General features: G+C 65.3%; 15 protein-coding genes. 6 read left to right on the top strand and 9 right to left on the bottom strand.

The annotated features are described in order from the left end of the window. Positions 1-112 precede the first annotated feature (112 nt). The 5 genes from GA0061099_RS05410 to ccmA form a co-directional block, all read right to left on the bottom strand. On the bottom strand, positions 113-706 hold the full coding sequence (locus tag GA0061099_RS05410) for a DsbE family thiol:disulfide interchange protein (RefSeq protein ID WP_036024575.1): 594 nt from the start codon (positions 704-706) through the stop codon (positions 113-115). Further along, positions 703-888, bottom strand: coding sequence for a heme exporter protein CcmD (ccmD, locus tag GA0061099_RS05405; protein WP_036024576.1), 186 nt, complete (start codon positions 886-888; stop codon positions 703-705). The genes GA0061099_RS05410 and ccmD overlap by 4 nt, the downstream gene beginning before the upstream one ends. Further along, a complete protein-coding gene (locus tag GA0061099_RS05400; RefSeq protein ID WP_036024578.1) occupies positions 885-1,676 on the bottom strand; it encodes a heme ABC transporter permease in 792 nt (263 codons plus the stop codon). The genes ccmD and GA0061099_RS05400 overlap by 4 nt, the downstream gene beginning before the upstream one ends. Before the next feature lie 91 nt (positions 1,677-1,767). Then, the gene (ccmB, locus tag GA0061099_RS05395; RefSeq protein WP_025032861.1) at positions 1,768-2,436 is read right to left on the bottom strand and encodes a heme exporter protein CcmB; all 669 of its coding nucleotides are present in this window, start codon (positions 2,434-2,436) and stop codon (positions 1,768-1,770) included. Positions 2,437-2,671: 235 nt separating this feature from the next. Then, positions 2,672-3,274, bottom strand: coding sequence for a heme ABC exporter ATP-binding protein CcmA (gene ccmA, locus GA0061099_RS05390; protein WP_036024596.1), 603 nt, complete (start codon positions 3,272-3,274; stop codon positions 2,672-2,674). Positions 3,275-3,515: 241 nt separating this feature from the next. Between ccmA and acnA the strand changes: the two genes are divergently transcribed. The 3 genes from acnA to GA0061099_RS05370 all read left to right on the top strand — a co-directional run bounded on the left by acnA (position 3,516) and on the right by GA0061099_RS05370 (position 8,146). After that, positions 3,516-6,236, top strand: coding sequence for an aconitate hydratase AcnA (acnA, locus tag GA0061099_RS05385; protein ID WP_036008823.1), 2,721 nt, complete (start codon positions 3,516-3,518; stop codon positions 6,234-6,236). 231 nt (positions 6,237-6,467) lie between these two features. Further along, entirely contained in the window at positions 6,468-7,244 is a 777-nt protein-coding gene (locus GA0061099_RS05380; RefSeq protein WP_036024589.1) for a DUF1223 domain-containing protein, read from the top strand. A gap of 530 nt (positions 7,245-7,774) precedes the next feature. Next, entirely contained in the window at positions 7,775-8,146 is a 372-nt protein-coding gene (locus GA0061099_RS05370; protein ID WP_036024594.1) for a DUF2794 domain-containing protein, read from the top strand. Positions 8,147-8,293: 147 nt separating this feature from the next. Here the strand turns inward: GA0061099_RS05370 and GA0061099_RS05365 are convergent, their stop codons facing one another. The 4 genes from GA0061099_RS05365 to GA0061099_RS05350 form a co-directional block, all read right to left on the bottom strand. After that, a complete protein-coding gene (locus tag GA0061099_RS05365; protein WP_036008811.1) occupies positions 8,294-8,824 on the bottom strand; it encodes a GNAT family N-acetyltransferase in 531 nt (176 codons plus the stop codon). Between the two features lie 250 nt (positions 8,825-9,074). Beyond that, positions 9,075-9,866 carry a Bax inhibitor-1/YccA family protein gene (locus GA0061099_RS05360; RefSeq protein WP_036008808.1) on the bottom strand — a complete coding sequence of 264 codons (792 nt, stop codon included), beginning with the start codon at positions 9,864-9,866 and terminating at the stop codon, positions 9,075-9,077. A 280-nt stretch (positions 9,867-10,146) separates the two neighbouring features. Further along, positions 10,147-12,714, bottom strand: a complete 2,568-nt coding sequence (locus GA0061099_RS05355) for an ABC transporter permease (RefSeq protein ID WP_074447573.1) — start codon at positions 12,712-12,714, stop codon at positions 10,147-10,149. After that, positions 12,711-13,430: an ABC transporter ATP-binding protein gene (locus GA0061099_RS05350; RefSeq protein WP_036024603.1), complete on the bottom strand. Its 720-nt coding sequence runs from the start codon at positions 13,428-13,430 to the stop codon at positions 12,711-12,713. Before GA0061099_RS05350 ends, GA0061099_RS05355 begins: the two co-directional genes overlap by 4 nt. A 55-nt stretch (positions 13,431-13,485) precedes the next feature. On the opposite strand from GA0061099_RS05350, the gene GA0061099_RS05345 reads away from it, so the two are divergent. The 3 genes from GA0061099_RS05345 to zapE all read left to right on the top strand — a co-directional run bounded on the left by GA0061099_RS05345 (position 13,486) and on the right by zapE (position 16,261). Then, on the top strand, positions 13,486-14,121 hold the full coding sequence (locus GA0061099_RS05345; RefSeq protein ID WP_036024607.1) for an arylesterase: 636 nt from the start codon (positions 13,486-13,488) through the stop codon (positions 14,119-14,121). A 175-nt stretch (positions 14,122-14,296) separates the two neighbouring features. Then, positions 14,297-14,833, top strand: coding sequence for an RNA 2',3'-cyclic phosphodiesterase (thpR, locus tag GA0061099_RS05340; protein ID WP_027572985.1), 537 nt, complete (start codon positions 14,297-14,299; stop codon positions 14,831-14,833). 240 nt (positions 14,834-15,073) lie between these two features. After that, positions 15,074-16,261 carry a cell division protein ZapE gene (gene zapE, locus GA0061099_RS05335; RefSeq protein WP_036024610.1) on the top strand — a complete coding sequence of 396 codons (1,188 nt, stop codon included), beginning with the start codon at positions 15,074-15,076 and terminating at the stop codon, positions 16,259-16,261. The last annotated feature ends 238 nt before the right edge of the window (positions 16,262-16,499 follow it).

Raw genomic sequence — 16,499 nt, 5'->3', positions numbered from 1 at the left:
GACCGGCATCCAGTACGCCGCAGCTTCTCCGTATACGACTGGCGTCTCTGGAATACTGGATCGCCCGATCAAGTCGGGCGATGACAGTTGAGCGTGTGGTACGAGCGCGGCATCAGCTTCCTGCCTTCAGCGCCTTCTCCAGCTCCGGCATCAGCACGGCCTTGAGATTTTGCGGCGTGATCGGCCCGACCAGCTTGTAGACGATGGTGCCCTCGCGCCCGACGACGAAGGTCTCCGGCACGCCATAGACGCCCCATTCGATCGAGGCGCGGCCGTTGGCGTCGACGCCGACGTGGCCGAACGGGTTGCCGTAGCGGCCGAGGAAGCGCCGCGCATTGTCGGCGGCGTCCTTGTAGTTGATGCCGACCAGCTGGAAGCGCTTGTCTTTTGCCATTTCGGTCAAGAGCGGCGCCTCGTCATGGCACGGCACGCACCAGGACGCCCAGACGTTGACGAGGCTGACCTTGCCCTTGAAGGCAGCCGGATCGAGTCCCGGGACCTGCGCGCCATTCTCTTGCAATCCCTGGAGCGGCGGCAGCACGGTCTGCGGTGCGGGCCGGCCGATCAGCGCGGACGGAATCCGCGAGGGATCGCCACTCCCGAGCCGGAACCAGAACAAAAGCGCTAGGCCGATGAAGACGATCAGCGGCAGCATCACCAGGAAGGTGCGGCGCTGCGGCGAAGCGGAGGCAGGCTGATCGCTCATCGCAGCTCCGTCGCGCTGCGGCCCGACCGGCGGGTGATGCCGCGCTGCTCCAGCTCGCGCAGGCGCTGCGTCTGGCTGCGATAATCGAGCATGACCCAGCCGATCAGGATCGCGATCACGAGGGCGACAGCTGCGTAAGACGCCACGATGAAAGAGGCATAAGGACCGAGCGACATCGTCATGCAGCCCCAGCTTCTTTGGACGCGTTGTCTTCACGCGAACCGGCGGCCATGTCGCTCGAAAACGCCATGCGGCTGGCCTGCATCATCTGCAGCGAGCGGACACGGCGGCGCAAAATCTCGTTGCGCATCGCGGCCAGGTGCAGCGTGACGAACAGCAGCGTGAAGGCGACCGCCATCACCAGCAGCGGAATCAGGAACGACTTGTCCAGCGCCGAGCCGCCCATGCGTATCACCGAGGCGGGCTGGTGCAGCGTGTTCCACCAATCGACCGAGAACTTGATGATCGGCAGGTTGATCGCGCCGACCAAGGTCAGCACCGCGGCGGCGCGCGCTGCACGCGAGGGATCGTCGACGGCGCGCCACAGCGCCATCAGGCCGAGATACATCAGGAACAGGATCAGCACCGAGGTCAGCCGCGCGTCCCACTCCCAATAGGTGCCCCACATCGGCCGGCCCCAGAGCGAGCCCGTGAGCAGCGCGAGGAAGGTGAAGGCGGCGCCGATCGGAGCTGCGGCCTTGGCGGCGACGTCGGCGAGCGGATGCCGCCACACCAGCGTGCCCAACGATGCGATGCTCATCACGCCCCACACGAACATCGACAGCCATGCATTGGGCACGTGGATGAACATGATCTTGACGGTCGCGCCCTGCTGATAGTCGTCGGGCGCGAGCGCAGCTTGATAGAGACCGATCGTGAGCAGGATGATTGTCGCGGCCGCCAGCCACGGCAACACCCGCGCTGTCAGCGCGAGGAACCGCGTGGGGTTGGCGAGGTCGATCAGCGTCATGGTATCCTGATAATCACCGGGGGCCGCTCAGGCAATCAGCACGAAAGCCCGTCGCGAAAGTTGATCCGGGTCAAGGTCCGTCGAGCCCATCTCAGTCGAGGCCATGCCGCAGGCTTGCTGCGGCCGCGAACGGGCCGATCACGAGGCTGACCAGCGACAGTGCGCACAGGATCGAGAACGGCGCGCCGAAAGTCATCGGGCCGACGATCACCGCCTGCGAGGCCGCAACGCCGAAAATCAGCACGGGAATCGACAGCGGCAGCACCAGCACCGCCATCAACAGCCCGCCGCGATGCAGCGTCACCGCCAGCGCCGCGCCGATCATGCCGGTGAAGGTCAGCGCCGGAGTGCCCGCCAGCAGCGTCAGCGCCACCGCGGCCGTGGCGATCATGTCGAGGTTGAGCAACAGGCCGAGCACGGGGGTTGCGACAATCAGCGGCAGGCCGGCGGCGAGCCAATGCGCCAGCGCCTTGGCGGCGCAGGCGAGTTCCAGCGGCGTCCGGCTCATCGTGATCAGGTCGAGCGAGCCGTCCTCATGGTCGGCCATGAACAGCCGGTCGAGGGTCAGCAGGCTCGCGAGCAGGGCGCCGAGCCAGAGGATCGCAGGTCCCAGCCGCGACAGCAGCGCCAAATCCGGCCCGACCGCGAACGGCATCAGCACCACCACGGTCAGGAAGAACAAGACGCCAATCAAGGCCCCGCCGCCGACGCGGAGCGCGATGCGGATGTCCCGGCGGATGAGGGCGGCAAGGGCGGTCATGGGGCGGCTCTCCCCGCGGAGCGGACGTGGGAGCCGGGCTGGAGCTCCGGGTGCGGTGCGCTCCCTCCCCCGCCTGCGGGGGAGGGGTGGGGAGAGGGTGTCTCGACAACGACGACTCCCCCAGAGGAGAGAACCCTCTCTCGGCGCTCCGCGCCCGCCTCTCCCGTACGCGGGAGAGGCGAGGGAACGGGGAGAGCCGAGCCCGGCCGCTTGGAAAACTGAGGGTGCCTGAACTTCACGCCACACCCCCGATCCGCAGCTCCCGCGATTCGATCCCGAGCGGGGCATGCGTCGCCGCGACGATCATGCCGCCGCCGGCCAGATGCTCGCGCATCAGGCCGGCGAACATGTCCTGACCGGCGACATCAAGCGCATTGGTCGGCTCGTCCAGGAGCCAGACCGGGCGGCGGACCGTCAGCAGCCGCGCCAGCGAGAGCCGGCGGCGCTGTCCCGCGGACAGGAATCCGGCGGGCAGATGGATGGCGTGGTCGAGCCCCACCTTGGCAAGGCTCTCGACGGCATCGAAAAGCTCGCCGCCGAGAAAATCAGCCCAAAACGTCAGGTTTTCGGCCACGCTCAGCGCCGGCTTCAGGGCATCGCGATGGCCGAGATAGTGGCACTGCTCCGCCAAGGTCAGCTCACTATGGCCCCCCTCCAGCGCGATCGTCCCGGCGGCCGGAACGAGCAGGCCCGCGATCAGCCGCAGCAGCGAGGTCTTGCCCGATCCATTGCGGCCGACCACAGCCACGGCCTCGCCCGACCCGGCCGCGAAATCGAGCCCGGCGAACACCTCGCGCCCGCCCCGCACGCATCTCAGCCCGTGACCTGACAGCCGCATGTCGCCTTGGTTCAGTCCGCTCACAGCCGGGCCTCAGGAAATCTTGGGGTAGCGCATGGGAATTTTTGGCTCGCGAATTGCTGCGGCACGATAGTGGCTGTGGCGGCGCGGTTAGAAAGCTTCTATAAGCCCGGAACTACTTGATGCAGCAACTCAACCTGCCCCTGCAAGCGGCCCAGCCTGATACGCTGACGGTGTTAAAATACCCTGCCGGGTATAACTAGCAATTGGGATCTCCTACATGACCTCGCTCGACAGCTTCAAATGCAAAAAGACTCTCAAGGTCGGCGCCAAGACCTATGTCTATTACAGCCTGCCCACCGCCGAGAAGAATGGTCTGAAGGGAATTTCGAAACTTCCCTACTCGATGAAGGTCCTGCTCGAGAATTTGCTGCGCAACGAGGACGGCCGCTCGGTCAAGAAGGAAGACATCGTCGCGGTGTCGAAATGGCTGCGCAAGAAGTCGCTGGAGCATGAGATCGCCTTCCGCCCGGCGCGGGTGCTGATGCAGGACTTCACCGGCGTGCCCGCGGTGGTCGACCTCGCCGCGATGCGCAACGCGATGCAGAAGCTCGGCGGCGAGCCTGAGAAGATCAACCCCTTGGTGCCCGTCGATCTCGTCATTGACCATTCCGTGATCGTGAACTTCTTCGGCGACAACAAGGCTTTCGGCAAGAACGTCACCGAGGAATACAAGCAGAACCAGGAGCGCTACGAGTTCCTGAAGTGGGGCCAGAAGGCGTTCTCGAACTTCTCCGTCGTGCCGCCTGGCACCGGCATCTGCCATCAGGTCAACCTCGAATATCTGGCCCAGACGGTCTGGACCAAGAAGGAGAAGATGACCGTCGGCAAGAAGACCGGCACCTTCGAGGTGGCCTATCCCGATTCGCTGGTCGGCACCGATTCGCACACCACCATGGTCAACGGCCTTGCCGTGCTCGGCTGGGGCGTCGGCGGCATCGAGGCGGAAGCCTGCATGCTGGGCCAGCCGCTGTCGATGCTGCTGCCCAACGTCGTCGGCTTCAAGCTGAAGGGCGCGCTGAAGGAAGGCGTCACCGCGACCGACCTCGTGCTCACCGTGACGCAGATGCTGCGCAAGCTCGGCGTGGTCGGCAAGTTCGTCGAGTTCTTCGGCCCCGGCCTCGACCACCTCTCGGTCGCCGACAAGGCGACGATCGCCAACATGGCGCCCGAATACGGCGCGACCTGCGGCTTCTTCCCGGTGGATGCCGCCGCGCTCGATTATCTCAAGACCTCCGGCCGTGCCTCGGCCCGCGTCGCGCTGGTGCAGGCCTATGCCAAGGCGCAGGGCCTGTTCCGCACCGCCAAGTCGCCCGACCCCGTGTTCACGGAAACGCTGACCCTCGACCTCGGCGACGTCGTGCCGTCGATGGCAGGCCCGAAGCGTCCCGAAGGCCGCATCGCGCTGCCCACCGTCGCGGACGGCTTCTCGCTCGCGCTTGCCAGCGAGTACAAGAAGGCGGAGGAGCCGGCCAAGCGCTTCCCCGTCGAAGGCAAGAACTTCGACATCGGCCATGGCGACGTCGTGATCGCCGCGATCACCTCCTGCACCAACACCTCGAACCCGAGCGTCCTCATCGGCGCCGGCTTGCTCGCGCGCAATGCGGCTGCGAAGGGCCTCAAGGCCAAGCCGTGGGTGAAGACCTCGCTCGCGCCGGGCAGCCAGGTGGTCGCGGAATATCTCGCCAATTCCGGTCTGCAGCCCGATCTCGACAAAGTCGGATTCAACCTGGTCGGCTTCGGCTGCACCACCTGCATCGGCAATTCCGGTCCGCTGCCTGAGGAGATCTCGAAGTCGATCAACGACAACGGCGTCGTCGCGGCCGCCGTGCTCTCCGGCAACCGCAACTTCGAAGGCCGCGTTTCGCCGGATGTGCAGGCGAACTACCTGGCCTCGCCGCCGCTGGTGGTCGCCTACGCGCTCGCGGGCAGCGTCACCAAGAACCTCGCCACCGAGCCGCTCGGCGAGGGCAAGGACGGCAAGCCGGTGTACCTGAAGGACATCTGGCCGACGACCAAGGAGATCAACGCCTTCATGAAGAAGTTCGTGACCGCGTCGATCTTCAAGAAGAAGTATGCCGACGTGTTCAAGGGCGACACCAACTGGCGCAAGATCAAGACGGTCGAGAGCGAGACCTATCGCTGGAACATGTCTTCGACCTATGTGCAGAACCCGCCCTACTTCGAAGGCATGAAGAAGGAGCCGGAGCCGGTCACCGACATCGTCGAGGCGCGCATCCTCGCCATGTTCGGCGACAAGATCACCACCGACCACATCTCGCCGGCCGGCTCGATCAAGCTCACCTCGCCCGCCGGCAAATATCTCAGCGAGCACCAGGTGCGTCCGGCCGACTTCAACCAGTACGGCACGCGTCGCGGCAACCATGAAGTGATGATGCGCGGCACCTTCGCCAACATCCGCATCAAGAACTTCATGCTGAAGGGCGCGGACGGAAACATCCCCGAGGGCGGCCTGACCAAGCACTGGCCCGACGGCGAGCAGATGTCGATCTACGACGCCGCGATGAAGTACCAGGAAGAGAAGGTGCCGCTGGTGGTGTTCGCCGGTGCCGAGTATGGCAACGGCTCCTCGCGCGACTGGGCCGCCAAGGGCACGCGCCTGCTCGGCGTGCGCGCCGTGATCTGCCAGAGCTTCGAGCGCATCCACCGCTCCAACCTGGTCGGCATGGGCGTGCTGCCGCTGACCTTCGAGGAAGGCACCTCCTGGCAGTCGCTTGGGCTGAAGGGCGACGAGAAGGTGACCATCCGCGGCCTCGTCGGCGACCTCAAGCCGCGCCAGAAGCTGACCGCGGAGATCGTCTCCGGCGACGGTTCGCTGCAGCGCGTTTCGCTGCTCTGCCGCATCGATACGCTGGACGAGCTCGACTACTACCGCAACGGCGGCATCCTGCACTACGTGCTGCGCAAGCTCGCGGCGTAAACGCGGATTTGTGAATGATGGCTCACTGCGAAGTGAGTAGAAGCCTTAACGAAGGCGGCCTATCAAAGGCCGCCTTCGCGCGTTTGCGGTACGCTTCAGATGGGCCCGCCCGGCGGAAAACCTCCCTTTGGACGGTGGCCCGGATGGATGAATGTACCGCGCCCCGTAAGACTACGGTGACCATCCGGCGATAAGATTTCCCCCTGAGAGCAACGGTGTGCGGCGTTCGACATGACGACAATGACGGCTTCCCATCTGATTCCACGTTGGTCCGGCGCCCTCTGGTCGGGAGCTCTCGGCATATGTGCGATCATCGCCGTCATTCGTCCTGCCGAAGCTGAACCCCGCGCCGTCGTCGAATTGTTCACCTCGCAGGGCTGCTCCTCCTGCCCGCCCGCCGACCAGATCATCGGCGATCTCTCCAAGGACCCCTCGGTCATCGCGCTGAGCATGCCGATCGATTATTGGGACTATCTCGGCTGGAAGGACACGCTGGCGGATTCGCGCTTCTCTGCACGGCAGCGTGCCTATTCGCGCATGCGCGGCGACCGCGAGGTCTACACGCCGCAGGTCGTGGTCAACGGCTCCACCCATGTCATCGGCAGCGATCGCACCGGCATCGAGAACGCGATCGGCAAGACCGACAAGGGCACTGGCGTGATGAGCGTGCCGGTGACGATGTCACTCTCGGGCAAGCAGATCAACGTGTCGGTAGCCGCAAGCAAGGAGCCCACGGTCTCGCGCGGCGAGGTCTGGATCTGCTCGATCGCGAAGTCGGTGCCGATCGCGATCACCCGCGGCGAGAACAAGGGACAGCAGGTCACCTATCACAATGTGGTACGCAGCCTGCTCAAGGTCGGCGACTGGACCGGCCGTCCGGAGAGCTGGACGGTGCCGATCGAGAACCTCACGCGCGACGGCGTCGACGGCGCGGTGGTCTACATCCAGGACGGCAGCCGCGAGAGACCGGGCCCGATGCTGGGTGCGGCCTACACGTCCCTGCATTGAAGCAGGCAGAACGTCTCAGCAATTGATGCTCGTCATTCCGGGGCGCGCCTCTTGGCGCGAACCCGGAATCCATTTCTCAGCTTGTGTGATGGTAAATGGATTCCGGGCTCGCGCTTCGCGCGCCCCGGAATGAAGGCAGACCCGGAAACATCTCGGCACAAACAAAAAAGGACCAACTTGCGTTGGCCCTCCTTGTCGTGCGTACAGACCCGATCCTGTTCGACCCCGGGGGGCTGGGGGCTGAGGAATCCGGAACCGAAAGGACCGGGTCAACGCACGTCACCCTTTTCGCAGTGCAGGGCGGCAGGCGGTTGGCGGAAAAGCGGCGATACTATGATTCCTGCTAACGATCCCGTGACGGTTTGCCGCGACGGAGTTCCACCCTTGCGTGTGCCCTGATGCGACGCCGATTCGATGGGTCGAGCCCCTTGCGATGCGGAACGGTTGGCGCAATCATGCAATTGTCACGAACGCGGTTCCGGGACGATCTTGGCGGACGCGGGTAGCCGTGCGATGAGGAGGCGCTTCCCATGAGTCTGACGTCGGAGGATGCCGACCCGAGCGAGCAGCGCGCGGCGGCGCGTCCTGCCGCGGCGCTTGCGCAGCCGAACCGGGTGACGTTCAACCGGCTCGAGCTGCACCGGATTCTCAATCTCTACGGCCGCATGGTCGCCGACGGCGAATGGCGCGATTATGCCATCGACTTCCTGAAGGACCGCGCCGTGTTCTCGGTCTATCGCCGCGCCTCGGAAGTGCCGATCTATCGCATCGAGAAGGACCCGCGCCTGGCACGCAAGCAGGGCATGTACAGCGTGATCTCGGCGACCGGCCTGATCCTGCGTCGCGGCCACGAGCTCGAGCGGGTGCTGCTGGTGATCGATCGCAAACTGGCGGTGGTGTAGCCGAACCATCGATCGTCATTCCGGGGCGCGACGAAGTCGCGAGCTATGGTGCGCAATTGCGCACCCGAGAATCCATCCCTCCACCGCCCCTGCCGTTCAATGGATTCCGGGTTCGATGCTGCGCATCGCCCCGGAATGACGGATGAACTACTTCCCCGGCACCGTGCTTGCGCCCTCGCCGAGGTCGCGTTGCATCATCACGGTGTCCAGCCAGCGGCCGAATTTCAGCCCGACACTGGGATGCGTGCCGATCATCTTGAAGCCGCACCTCGTGTGCACGCCGATCGATCCGGCATTGGCGGAATCGCCGATGACAGCGATCATCTGGCGGAAGCCGCGCGCCTCGCATTCGACGATCAGCCGTTCCAGCAGCATTGAGCCTACGCCGCGGCGGTGGAAGGACGGATCGAGATAGATCGAGTTCTCCACCGTGAAGCGATAGGCGGGCCGCGGCCGGTAGGCGCCGGCATAGGCATAGCCGGCCACGCGGCCGTCCAGCATGGCGACGAAATAGGGATAGCCGCCGTCGATCAGCGCGCGATAGCGGCGCGTCATTTCCGAGAGGTCGGGCGGCTCCAGCTCGAACGTCGCCGTGCCCTCGCGGACGGCCTGCTGGTAGATGGCGGTGACGGCGGGGAGGTCGGCCTCGGTGGTGGGCCTGATATCGGGTGCGGACATGGGGGAAGGATAGAGCGTTCCCTGAGGGGCCGGAAGAGGCTGCGCTGCCTCCACACCCGTCATTGCGAGCGCAGCGAAGCAATCCAGAAATGCATCTGCGGAGGGGCTCTGCATTGCGTCGTCGCATCGGCGCAAAATTGCTGCGCAATTTTGTCGCGAGCTCCTCGCAATGACGGGGAGAGGCCGTACCCTCAAAACAAAAACCCCGGCCTTTCGGCCGGGGTTCGTGTCCGTTCTCTCGTCTCAGAGCTTACTCGCGCTGGCCGAGGAGCTGCAGCAGCAGCGTGAACAGGTTGATGAAGTTCAGGTACAGCGACAGTGCGCCGGTGATGGCCGAACGCTCTGCGACGTCACCGCCGGCCGAGGCATAGCCGTAGATGTAGTCGTTCTTCAGCCGCTGGGTATCCCAGGCGGTCAGGCCCGAGAACACCAGCACGCCGACCACCGACACGATGAACTGCAGCATCGAGCTGGCCAGGAACAGGTTCACCAGGCTGGCGAGAACGATGCCGATCAGGCCCATGAACAGGAACGAGCCCATGCCGGTCAGGTCACGCTTGGTGGTGTAGCCGTAGAGGCTCAGCGCACCGAAGGTCGCCGCGGTGATGAAGAACACCCGCACGATCGAGGTGTGCGTGAACACCAGGAAGATCGACGACAGCGAGATGCCCATCAGCGCCGCGAACACCCAGAACAGGATCTGGGCGGTCGAGGGTGCCAGACGGTTGATGCCCGCCGAGATCACGAACACCATCGCGAGCGGCGCCAGGATGAACAGCCACTTCAGGGGGCTGACGAACATGGCGTAGCCGAACGGTGTCAGGAACACCTTGCCGACGCGGACGGCGTCCGCCGTCGGAACGTCGGTCACGGCGGCCATGTAGACGCCGAGCGCGGCAAGGCCGGTGATGGCCAGGCCAATGCTCATGTAGTTGTAGATGCGCAGCATATAGGCGCGCAGGCCGGCATCGACCGTCGCGGCGTCAACACGCCCGGCGGCCCTGCCGAAAGGAGAAGCGTAGTTACGGTCTAGGTCCGACATGGTCGAATTCCCGTTGGTTGGTCCGGTCCGGCACGAGGGTCGCCATGCCGCCGGTTCGTCAAATTCTATCTCGGAGACCGCTGCCAGCCGACTGAATTTTGGCTCACAATCGGGGCTCCGAACCCATCCGATATGTGGGAAACTAACACATTCGCCGCAACCTTCCACGCGCGGCTGAATGTCGCCCTCGGCGTCAATCCTGACGCGAAGCTGACCGGTAGCGTGGTTAATCGCCGAAACCGGGCCGATTCCGCCCGGCACGATCCGCCGCTACATTTTGTCACAAATTTCGCAACACCGTCGCCGGCTTTTTGTTCAATGCCAGCAGCGTGCCGGCAAGCCCGAGCCCGACGGTCACGACCAGCGCGGCGGCGACCACGCCGGCGGCGCTGCCGGCCTGCCAGACGAAGCTCAGCGTCATCAGCCGCGTCACGATCAGCCAGGCCGCGATGCTGCCCGCGATCACCCCGAACACCGCGGTGGCAAGGCCGATCAGGAGGTATTCGAGGGCATAGGCGCCGAGCAGCCGCAGCCGCGTCGCACCCAGGGTCTTGAGGATCACCGCATCATAGACGCGGTGGCGGTGGCCGGCGGCGAGCGCCCCGCCCAGCACCAGGATCGCCGAGATCAGCGTCACGGCGCTGGCGCCACGGATCGCCAGGGCCAGATTGGTGACCACGGAGCCGACCGTCTCCATCACCTCGCGCACGCGCACGCTCGTCACCATCGGATAGGCGTCGGCGACCTCCTTGATGATCTTGCCGTCGCCCGCCTTTCCGCCCGCTTCCGTCAGCGTCGCGATGTGGGTGTGCGGCGCGCCCTTGAAGGCGTTGGGGGAGAACACAAGGACGAAATTGATGCCGAGACCCTGCCAGTCGATCGTGCGCAAATTGCTGATCTTGGCCGGAATGTCGCGGCCGAGCACGTTGACCACCACCTCGTCGCCGAGCTTGAGGCCGAGCCCGTCGGCAATCTTCTTCTCCATCGAGACCAGCGGCGGGCCGGAATAATCGGCGCGCCACCATTCGCCCTCGACCACCTTGGAGCCCTTCGGCAGCTCGGCGGTGTAGGTCAGGCCGCGGTCGCTCTGCAGCACCCATTCGGAATCCGTGGTCGGCTTGAGCTCCTCGGCGCGCACCCCGCGCGCGGCGACGATGCGTCCGCGCAGCATCGGCACGTCCTCGATCCTGGCGCCGGGGGCGATCTGGCGCAGATAGCCATCGAACTGCTCGGCCTGCGCGCTCGGAATGTCGATGAAGAAGAACGATGGCGCCTGGTCGGGGAGCGCCGCCAGGAACTGCCGGCGCAGATTGCCGTCGATCTGGGTGATGGTGACGAGCACGGCGAGCCCGAGTCCCAGCGACAGCACGACGGACGGCGTCAGCGCGCCCGGCCGGTGGATGTTGGCGATCGCAAGCCGCAGCATCGGCAGCCGCGTCCGTGGCAGCCGTCGTGCGATCGTCATCAGCAGGGCGGCGATGCCGCGCAGCAAGGCGAACACGACCACTGAGGAGGCCACGAACACCGCGGCGATGCGCCTGTCGAACGACAGGCCGATCACGACCGCGATGAGGAGTGCGATCACGACGGCCATGAACACGAGATAGCTCGCGCGCGGCCGGTGCCATTCGGAGCTGATGGTGTCGCGGAACAGCGCGGCCACCGGCACGTCGTGCACGCGCGCGAGCGGCCACAGGCCGAAGGCGAGCGCGGTGAGGAGGCCGTAGAGGAAGGACAGCGCGAGCTCGTCGGTGTGGACGGCCGGCACCACCGGCAGCGGCAACAGCTTGCCGAACAGGCCAACGATCGCAAAGGGCATCGCGGCGCCGAGCGCCAGGCCGATCACGGACCCGATCGCGGCCAGCAGGACCACTTGCGCCAGGTAGATGCCGAACACGTCCCGGCCGGTGGCCCCGACGGCCTTGAAGGCAGCGATCACCTCGAGCTTGCGGTCGATGTGACTCTTGACGGCATTGGCGACGCCGACGCCGCCGACCAGCAGCGCGGCAAGGCCGACGAGCGTCAGGAACTGCGTGAAGCGGTTGATGTTGCGCTCGAGCTGCGGCGAGGCGTTGGAGCGGCTGCGGATCTCCCAGCCGGCCTGCGGCGCGGCGCTGCGCGCATCCGCGATGAAGGCTTCGGTGGCGCGCTCGTTGTTCGCGGCCTCCGGCAGCTTGACCCGGTAGACCCAGCGCACCAGGCTGCCGGGCTGGATCAGGCCGGTGGCGCGCAAGGCCGCCTCGCTGATCAGAAAGCGCGGCCCGAAGCCGATGCCGCCGGCGAGCTTGTCGGGCTCGGCCTCGACGGTGGAGCGGATCTGGAACGTTGCGGACCCGATCGTGACGCGGTCGCCGGTCTTGAGAGAAAGCCGCGCCAGCAGCGTCGGATCGGCCGCGGCGCCGAACGCGCCGTCGCGCTCGGCGAGCAGATCGGCCATCGGCAGCTTTGGTGCCAGCGTCAGCTGTCCCAGCATCGGATAGGTGTTATCGACCGCCTTCATCTCGACCAGCGCCAGCTTGCCGTCAGCCGAACGCGCCATGCCGCGCAAGGTCGCAGCCGCCGACAGCGTGCCACGCGAGCGCAGGAACGCGATCTCTTCCGGCTTGGCCTCGCGCTGGAACAGCACGAAGGAGACGTCGCCGCCGAGCAGCGTGCGGCCCTCGCGTGCGAGACCGTCGCTCAGACTCGCCGACACCGAGCCGACGCCGGCAATCGCCATCACGCCGAGCGCGATGCAGGCGATGAAGACGTAGAAGCCGCGCAGGCCGCCGCGCAATTCGCGCAAAGCATAGCGCAGCGACAGCGCGACGGCGTTGGGCTTCGCGAACGATTCGGCCACGGCGCTCATGCGGGCGCAGACTGCGTGTCGATGCGCCCGGAGCGCAGGCGGATGACGCGATCGCAGCGATGCGCGAGCGAGGAATCGTGCGTCACCAGCACCAAGGTCATGCCGCGCTCGGCGTGCTTGCTGAACAGCAGATCGACGATCTGCTTACCGGTGGTCTCGTCGAGATTGCCGGTCGGCTCGTCGGCGACCAGGATCGCGGGATCGGGTGCCAGCGCGCGGGCGAGCGCGACGCGCTGCTGCTCGCCGCCGGAGAGCTGGGTCGGATAATGATGCAGGCGGTCACCGAGCCCGACCGATTGCAGCTCCTCTGCCGCGCGCTTGGCGGCATCGGGATTGCCGGCGAGTTCGAGCGGCACAGCAACGTTCTCCAGCGCCGTCATGGTCGGGATCAGGTGAAAGGACTGGAAGACGATGCCGACCTGGCGGCCGCGGAAGCGCGCCAGCGCGTCCTCGTCGAGGGCATTGAAAGGCGTGCCATTCACCACCACCTCTCCGCTATCAGGACGTTCCAGCCCCGCCATCACCATCAGCAGCGTGGATTTGCCCGAGCCTGACGGGCCGATCAGGCCGATCGTCTCGCTCCGGCCGACCCGCAGGCTGATATCCTTGAGGATGTGAACGCGTGCCGCGCCCGTGCCCAATGAGAGGTTGACGTTGGAGATGGCGATGGTGTCCGCGGTAGCGGCGAGGGAAGAGGGGTCGATGCGAGTGTCCATGGTCCGGTCATATGGCAAGTCCGCACGCGGGGTCGAGAGGCGTTACGGATTGTTCATGCACATAGCCGTGTTGATGCTCGCCGTCATGACGATGGCGAACCCCGCTTGGGCGGGTGCGGCAAAGCCGGTCAAGCTGGTCGTCCTCGGCGATTCCTTAAGCGCGGGCCTTGGCCTTCCGGCCCAGGAGGCGTTCCCCCAAAAGCTTCAAAAAGCCTTGCGGGCCAAAGGTATAGAGGTCGACATGACCAATGCCGGGGTGTCCGGCGACACCACCTCGGGCGGCCGCGACCGGCTCGACTGGTCGGTGCCCGATGGAACTGACGGTGTCATCATCGAGCTCGGCGCCAATGACGCGCTGCGCGGCATCGATCCCGACGTGGCGCGCGCCGCGCTGACCGACATCGTCCAGCGGCTCAAGGCGCGAAAGATTGCGGTCATGCTCTGCGGCATGCTTGCGCCGCCGAATTACGGCGCCGAATACGCCGCGCGCTTCAATTCGATTTATCCGGATCTGGCGAAGACATTCGACGTGCCGCTCTATCCGTTCTTCCTCGAAGGCGTCGCGGCCGAGGCCAAGCTCAACCAGGCCGACGGCATTCATCCGACCGCTGAAGGCGTCGACATCATCGTCGGCAGGATCATGCCCATGGTGGAGGCATTCATTGGCACGATCGCTGAGCAACGGCGTTGAAAACCAGGCAGCGCTACCCTAATTCCCAGGGTTTTACCGGGGTGAGGCGCGGCATGCTTCGCAGAGTCACACAACTGCGATAGGAATCAGGGTACCGGTGATTCGTCGCCGGCTCTAATTTGGATATGGTTCTCGCTGTTCGAGCACCGTACCCAAGCATCGGGAGTGCGAAACGATGCCGCGTTTGTTCACGGGTCTGGAAATTCCGGCCGAAATTGGCCAGTCGCTTTCCAACTTGAGGGGTGGCCTCCCCGGCGCCCGCTGGATCGATCCCGAAAATTATCACGTCACCCTGCGCTTCATCGGCGACATCGACGGTGCTTCCGCCAACGAGATCGCCTCGATGCTGTTTCGCGTCGACCGCAAGCCGTTCGAGGTGAAGGTGCAGGGGCTCACCAGCTTCGGCGGCCGCAAGCCCCGCGCGGTGGTCGCCACGATTGCGCCGAGCAAGCCGCTGATGGAATTGCAGGCCGAGCTCGAGCGCATGATGCAGCGGATCGGCCTCGACCCGGAGGGACGCAAGTTCATCCCGCACGTCACGCTCGCGAGGCTGCACGATGCCTCCGACCGCGACGTCGCCGATTATCTCTCGCTGCGCGGCTATTTCCCGAGCAAGGCGTTCATGGCCGAACGCTTCGTGCTGTTCTCCTCGCGCGCGTCCACCGGCGGCGGCCCGTATGTGGTCGAGGATGCCTACGAGCTGTGTGAGTAATTTCTTTCTTAACCTCTCCCCGCTTGCGGGGAGAGGTCGGATCGCTCTCGCGATCCGGGTGAGGGGGGACAGGTCTTTCGATGGATCTCATATGCGGATAGAGCCCCTCACCCCGACCCTCCCAGCGCGAGCGAAGCTCGTCGCGCCCCCGTAAGAACGGGGCGAGGGAGAAGAAACGCGCATACCTCTGACCCCATTTCACGGCTTGCAATTTCCGTCCGTCTCTGGCGGTAAAGAGCTATGCTCTCCACCCCAAATCCCTCATTCCGCGAGGCCTATCAGGCCGAGATCGCGTCCGGCGCGATCGAGCCGGATCCCGCGCAGGCCGAGGTCGCCGAGGCCTATGCGGCGCTGGACCTGCGGCTTTCGACCTACAAGCCCACCCGCAAGCAGGGCCTGCTCAGCCGCCTGTTCAGCTCTGGTGACAAGGACGAGGCGCCGCGCGGGCTTTACATCCACGGCGAGGTCGGCCGCGGCAAGACCATGCTGATGGACCTGTTCTTCCAGCACTCATCGGTCGAGCATAAGCGCCGCGCGCATTTCCACGAGTTCATGGCGGACGTGCACGAGCGCATCTACGATTATCGCCAGAGCATCGCGCGCGGCGAGATCGCCGACAGCGACGTCATCGCTCTGACGGCCAATGCGATCTTCGAGGAGAGCTGGCTGCTCTGCTTCGACGAATTCCATGTCACCGACATCGCGGACGCGATGATCCTGGGCCGCCTGTTCGCCAAATTATTCGAGCTCGGCACCGTCGTGGTCGCGACGTCCAACGTCGCGCCCGACGATCTCTATAAGGGCGGTCTCAACCGCTCGCTGTTCCTGCCCTTCATCAAGCAGATCACCGACCACATGGACGTCGCGCGGCTCGATGCGCGCACCGACTTCCGCCTGGAGAAGCTGCAGGGCGTGCCGATGTGGCTGACACCGGCCGATGGCGATGCGGACGCCGCGCTCGATCGGGCCTGGAAGCGGATGACGGGCGGCGCCAAATGCCGCTCGCGTGACATTTCGATCAAGGGCCGCATTCTGCACGTGCCGTGCTCGGCCCATGGCGTGGCGCGATTCTCCTTCGCCGACCTCTGCGAGCAGCCGCTCGGTGCATCCGACTACCTCAGGCTGGCGCACGACTATCACACCCTCCTGGTCGACCATATTCCAGTGATGGACCTCTCCCAGCGCAACGCGGCCAAGCGCTTCATCACCCTGATCGATACGCTCTATGACAACGCCGTGAAGCTGATGGCCTCGGCCGACGCCAATCCGATCTCGCTCTACCTCGCGACCGATGGCACCGAGGCCATGGAGTTCAACCGGACCGCCTCGCGCCTGATCGAAATGAGCTCGGAATCCTATCTGGCGCTGCCTCACGGCCGCAAGGATTCCACCGCCAGCGGCTCGACCAAGGGCTTGGTCGAGACTTAAGTCCTATCCCCGCCGTCATTCCGGGGCGTCGCAAAGCGACGAGCCCGGAATCCATACTCCGGATGGTGGTTATGGATTCCGGGCTCGCGCTTCGCGCGCCCCGGAATGACGGCCGGGGTATGCTGGCTGCTATCTCGGCAAGCCCGACAATTGGGCATTGGGCGACTTGAACGGGGGAGACGAAAGGGATAACCACCCGTCTCAGTTTCCCCTCCTTACGTGTCTAAAGGACAGGTTC

It is taken from the genome of Bradyrhizobium yuanmingense, from assembly GCF_900094575.1.
In the GTDB taxonomy this organism is placed as follows: Bacteria; Pseudomonadota; Alphaproteobacteria; order Rhizobiales; family Xanthobacteraceae; genus Bradyrhizobium; species Bradyrhizobium yuanmingense.
The sequence above is the reverse complement of the archived record's forward strand: the minus strand, read 5'-3'. Positions and strand labels throughout refer to the sequence as shown.

Bases quoted from the DNA above. Each gene is read 5' to 3' on its own strand.
- GA0061099_RS05360 (WP_036008808.1), bottom strand. From the start codon at position 9,866: ATGTCGGACCTAGACCGTAACTACGCTTCTCCTTTCGGCAGGGCCGCC.
- zapE (WP_036024610.1), top strand. From the start codon at position 15,074: ATGCTCTCCACCCCAAATCCCTCATTCCGCGAGGCCTATCAGGCCGAG.
- GA0061099_RS05345 (WP_036024607.1), top strand. From the start codon at position 13,486: ATGCACATAGCCGTGTTGATGCTCGCCGTCATGACGATGGCGAACCCC.
- GA0061099_RS05410 (WP_036024575.1), bottom strand. From the start codon at position 706: ATGAGCGATCAGCCTGCCTCCGCTTCGCCGCAGCGCCGCACCTTCCTG.
- ccmD (WP_036024576.1), bottom strand. From the start codon at position 888: ATGACGATGTCGCTCGGTCCTTATGCCTCTTTCATCGTGGCGTCTTAC.
- GA0061099_RS05355 (WP_074447573.1), bottom strand. From the start codon at position 12,714: ATGAGCGCCGTGGCCGAATCGTTCGCGAAGCCCAACGCCGTCGCGCTG.
- thpR (WP_027572985.1), top strand. From the start codon at position 14,297: ATGCCGCGTTTGTTCACGGGTCTGGAAATTCCGGCCGAAATTGGCCAG.
- ccmB (WP_025032861.1), bottom strand. From the start codon at position 2,436: ATGACCGCCCTTGCCGCCCTCATCCGCCGGGACATCCGCATCGCGCTC.
- GA0061099_RS05370 (WP_036024594.1), top strand. From the start codon at position 7,775: ATGAGTCTGACGTCGGAGGATGCCGACCCGAGCGAGCAGCGCGCGGCG.
- GA0061099_RS05365 (WP_036008811.1), bottom strand. From the start codon at position 8,824: ATGTCCGCACCCGATATCAGGCCCACCACCGAGGCCGACCTCCCCGCC.
- GA0061099_RS05400 (WP_036024578.1), bottom strand. From the start codon at position 1,676: ATGACGCTGATCGACCTCGCCAACCCCACGCGGTTCCTCGCGCTGACA.
- ccmA (WP_036024596.1), bottom strand. From the start codon at position 3,274: ATGCGGCTGTCAGGTCACGGGCTGAGATGCGTGCGGGGCGGGCGCGAG.
- GA0061099_RS05350 (WP_036024603.1), bottom strand. From the start codon at position 13,430: ATGGACACTCGCATCGACCCCTCTTCCCTCGCCGCTACCGCGGACACC.
- GA0061099_RS05380 (WP_036024589.1), top strand. From the start codon at position 6,468: ATGACGACAATGACGGCTTCCCATCTGATTCCACGTTGGTCCGGCGCC.
- acnA (WP_036008823.1), top strand. From the start codon at position 3,516: ATGACCTCGCTCGACAGCTTCAAATGCAAAAAGACTCTCAAGGTCGGC.